This is a genomic window from Microcoleus sp. PH2017_05_CCC_O_A (assembly GCF_020738785.1).
GTDB lineage: Bacteria > Cyanobacteriota > Cyanobacteriia > Cyanobacteriales > Microcoleaceae > Microcoleus.
The window spans coordinates 1-3,563 of sequence record NZ_JAEQCB010000270.1; the positions used below are offsets into that span (position 1 = coordinate 1).

6 protein-coding genes are annotated in these 3,563 nt (G+C 40.7%); 2 read left to right on the top strand and 4 right to left on the bottom strand.

Translation table 11 applies throughout. The annotated features are described in order from the left end of the window. Both JGK20_RS33500 and JGK20_RS33505 read left to right on the top strand, forming a co-directional pair. Window positions 1-197 (top strand): hypothetical protein (locus JGK20_RS33500; RefSeq protein WP_293233703.1); only part of this gene is annotated, 197 nt, incomplete at its 5' end. Between the two features lie 451 nt (window positions 198-648). Further along, window positions 649-840, top strand: coding sequence for a hypothetical protein (locus tag JGK20_RS33505; protein WP_293233705.1), 192 nt, complete (start codon window positions 649-651; stop codon window positions 838-840). A 117-nt stretch (window positions 841-957) separates the two neighbouring features. On the opposite strand, the gene JGK20_RS33510 is transcribed toward JGK20_RS33505, so the two are convergent. The 4 genes from JGK20_RS33510 to JGK20_RS33525 all read right to left on the bottom strand — a co-directional run. Continuing rightward, window positions 958-1,128, bottom strand: coding sequence for a hypothetical protein (locus tag JGK20_RS33510; protein ID WP_293233707.1), 171 nt, complete (start codon window positions 1,126-1,128; stop codon window positions 958-960). Window positions 1,129-1,331: 203 nt separating this feature from the next. Beyond that, window positions 1,332-2,438, bottom strand: coding sequence for a hypothetical protein (locus JGK20_RS33515; protein ID WP_293233709.1), 1,107 nt, complete (start codon window positions 2,436-2,438; stop codon window positions 1,332-1,334). 58 nt (window positions 2,439-2,496) lie between these two features. Next, window positions 2,497-2,904, bottom strand: coding sequence for a hypothetical protein (locus JGK20_RS33520; RefSeq protein ID WP_293233711.1), 408 nt, complete (start codon window positions 2,902-2,904; stop codon window positions 2,497-2,499). A 361-nt stretch (window positions 2,905-3,265) separates the two neighbouring features. Continuing rightward, a partial coding sequence (locus JGK20_RS33525) for an ISAs1 family transposase (protein ID WP_293233713.1) occupies window positions 3,266-3,563 on the bottom strand: 298 nt, incomplete at its 5' end.

The window sequence follows — 3,563 nt, forward strand, 5'->3', positions numbered from 1 at the left end:
AAAAGCCTCAAATGATTGCAGAGCAATTATTTGAGGTTTTGAGAATTCTGAATTCTTTTGAAATTAAATCCGATCGAATATCTGCGGAATGTGGGTTAACTACTTTAATCAAACAATGGCCAAACCTTTTAAGTGGACATATAAGGGTAAAGTCTTGGCTGTTTAATAGTCTGTGTATTTACGCCGAGCTGTACTAGCATCAATTGCCGCAATTGTCCCCATTGAACTTGGGTAGCGTCGGTACAGCCTTAAATTTAGAGTCGCTTGGCGATCGCGCTCTTCAAAAATCAAGTACAACCGTGGCGTTAAGCGAAGGCAATTGTCACTGCCTTCAAAGTGCCTAGTTTAACAAGTTTCCCGGCAGGAGCTTTGACTACAAATTTTACTTGCTTGCCTTCGTAACGGTTAGAGCATTCTGGCAGCCCAAAAATTTACTGAGACATCTCGCTTTTTTGTACAAAAGTGCGGTAGCACGCTCATTCAATAAAGCCAAGCCAACTGAACTGCAACTGTTGCTAGAAAACGGCTACCGCCATTGTTCCGATACATTGATATGCAATAGCTGAATTTGGGGCGTTTTAGCAACAAAAGTCGCAGGAAAACTCATAAAAACTAAATTTTATGCAAGATAGGAAGCTAGGAAAAAAAGTGAGGAACAGTCGTAGCAATAGCAATGTTGGGAGATATATTTATACCGATACCGGTAAAGGAAAGTTCCGGCTAAGTTTTCTGAAACTTATAATGCGATCGCTCCTACCTACAACGGCTTTCTCAGGCACAAGCGATCGCTTTACTCGCTACATGGCTCACGCCCTTCAACTCAGCAGAGCGGTAAATTAAAGTCGCCACATCTTAATTATTCGCCCGCTCGCGAATTCAGAATAAAGGAAACAAAGCGATCGCATAAAGCTATACTCAAACCACAAGATACAGTTGTTGCTCGTAGAGTAGTGATTGCTAACGGGGGTGGAGTCCCTCACATTCCAGATTGGGTCGGGCAGATTCCAAGGAAGTATCCAAGCGATCGACTCCTGCATTCCCAACAGTCTGGCGTATAACCTTTACCCAGTAAAGCTTTAACGGTTTTTGAGTCCAAAACTGTCGTTCGAGTACGGTTATAGTTCCCATGTCAAAACAATATTTTGTCTTTGGCAGTGTTGCTTAACGATAATGCGATCGCTGCTTGATGAAACTATTTATTACGCTCAGATCAACTCAATACGTTTGCGCTCGCAGTCGTTGAGTGCGAGCGTCACCTGAATAAATCTGCGAGCACATCCTTAGACCTCAGAGTGTCAATATAATGGAATTACCTTTCGCTTTCAAGTCGATTATAAATTCGCCTGAAGCAAACGTTTTTTTAATCCAGAGCGACTACTATATTGAGCATGAAGTTGTTTAAGCCGTGTTAAAAAGTTAGATTGTTGGTTTTGATAATCCGCTAAGTCTCGGAGTTTTAAAAGTAACGGCACTACTTCATCGTAAGATTTAGAAGTTCCTTTTTGAATAAGAGCCTCTACATCTTCCCAAGCAGCCGTTTCTCGCTGAGCCAAAGCTTCCAATTCTCTGACTCGTAAAGCTTCAGCTTCCTGTTGTTTTCTGCGTTCGCTCTGTTTTTGTTCCTGTTCAGCGCTCTCTAAAAGCTGTCTAATTGTTCGTTCTCCTGTAATTACATCTTGCATAACTTCCATCATTTGTGATAATCTTTTACGCAATTCAAAGGACAGATTAGCTTCTCCTTTGGCTAACCGCAGTAAAAAGGTATCGCTTTCAGAACGATCGAGTTTTTTTATAGCTGCTTTTAGGCTATTTTCTGAAATAGAAGATTTAGCAGCACTCGCAGTTGTTGCCACCTTTAGCAGATGCTCATTCAATTCAAAAGCATCTATAAAAGCCTCTAACGATGAAGATAACTTACCCAATCCAGGAGGAACAGGTGGCTCTAACTCTTCTTCATTGAGTTCATCAATATCAAGATAGCTAATCGCTTTCAGCCAAGCCAGATAAAGTAAACGATAATCTCCCTGCAAAATTTCCTGGCGTAAACCTATCAAAGAGGATAGATTTCCTTCTCCCTCTATCCACCCAAAACCTTCGTCGTCCTCCAGAGAAATTTCTAAAATGACAAAATTATTAATTTCAGAAACAACAATCTGATATTCAACGCAATATTTCTGCATCCGTTCAAAATCAATCATAGCTTTTGGGAAACGAAACATTAGTTGTAACGCTCCCCAATTAGCCATGTAAAACATGGCATCGAAGTATTGGACTAAGAGGTCTTTTGGGTCGCCTCGAAAATCTCCATAGCTATAAGTAAATATCGCTTTAGTAGAACTTATTTGTACGCGACTAGAGAGGAGGCTGACTGCTTGTTGTTCAGCTTTAGTCAACGGTCGGTCGATGGTTTGAAACTCGTAGTATTGATATTCGCTCATAAAAATTTATGGTAAGTGGGAAACTCACAGTCTTTAGACCTGAGAGGGTCATTTTGGGTTACTGCAAATACATGGCAGAAATGGCAAAAGCTTGTTCAGGAGTACCGTAGAAACTGCCATTCTTGAACATACAAAGCTCATATTTTTCATTGCTGTAGGTGTAAAACCCCAGACTCCAAGATTCTTCATCGCCAAAGTAGCGCAGCCGACACAGGTGAATGGGGCTATTTCGCATTCGTCCTAAATATTCCTCGCGAGATACGGGAAAGTCTTTGGGTAGAAAATCTGGAGGGCAATCAGGTTCTTTATAGGCATCAATGTAACAGAACTGACTGCGAAAGCGGATGTCTAGGCGAGTGTACTTGCCAGCGTAGTTAGCTGCAGCATAATCGAGAACACGCTGCTTTACATGTTGTTGAACGGCTGGAGGGATTTTAACTCCGCCTGCATTTGGATCATTTTTCACCCAAGGGGACATTTAACTGCTCCGATACGCAGGGGGAACGCATCTTATTGAAGACTGTTCGCCAGTGGTGAGTATATTTTGACATAAATTCACCATGCTTAGAAGCTACAGAGACGCTTTATAATGACTTTTGTAAGAAAACAGTATAGCCTTTTTCAGAAAGATGAGGTATGCCAAGATATGCTGGAACCTTTACAGTGTAAAGCTTTTCAAGTCAAAATTTGTCCGCGAATGAATGTGAGAAAGGCTATAATTGATTAATGGTGATTTTTAGGTTTCTGCTAATTTTGAGACAATAAAAATATTACAGCCACTGTTTACAAGTTGTATAATAGCTAGTAATGACTTAGAAACAAAGAATTTAGTTGACTGCAACAGCGAGGATTTTAGTCAAATAATCATCATCCCACCCAGCTCGAAGTCGCTTGTTTTTTGCTCCGGTTTTTGAGGTTTTTTCTTGACTTAAAAGATTGAGAGAAATATGTCTAAGGATAGCAAAGTTTTGCGGAGCATTATCTTTTCTAATCCGACAATCATCTTCACGAAAAGCCACATCTAACACCCAATGTAAACGATTTTCTATTCCCCAGTGGCTGCGGACTGATTCACCAAACTTTTGAGCATTATTTGGTGAACTACTAATGTAATAGCGAGTCTCA

Bases quoted from the DNA above. Each gene is read 5' to 3' on its own strand.
- JGK20_RS33515 (WP_293233709.1), bottom strand. From the start codon at position 2,438: ATGAGCGAATATCAATACTACGAGTTTCAAACCATCGACCGACCGTTG.
- JGK20_RS33510 (WP_293233707.1), bottom strand. From the start codon at position 1,128: ATGGGAACTATAACCGTACTCGAACGACAGTTTTGGACTCAAAAACCG.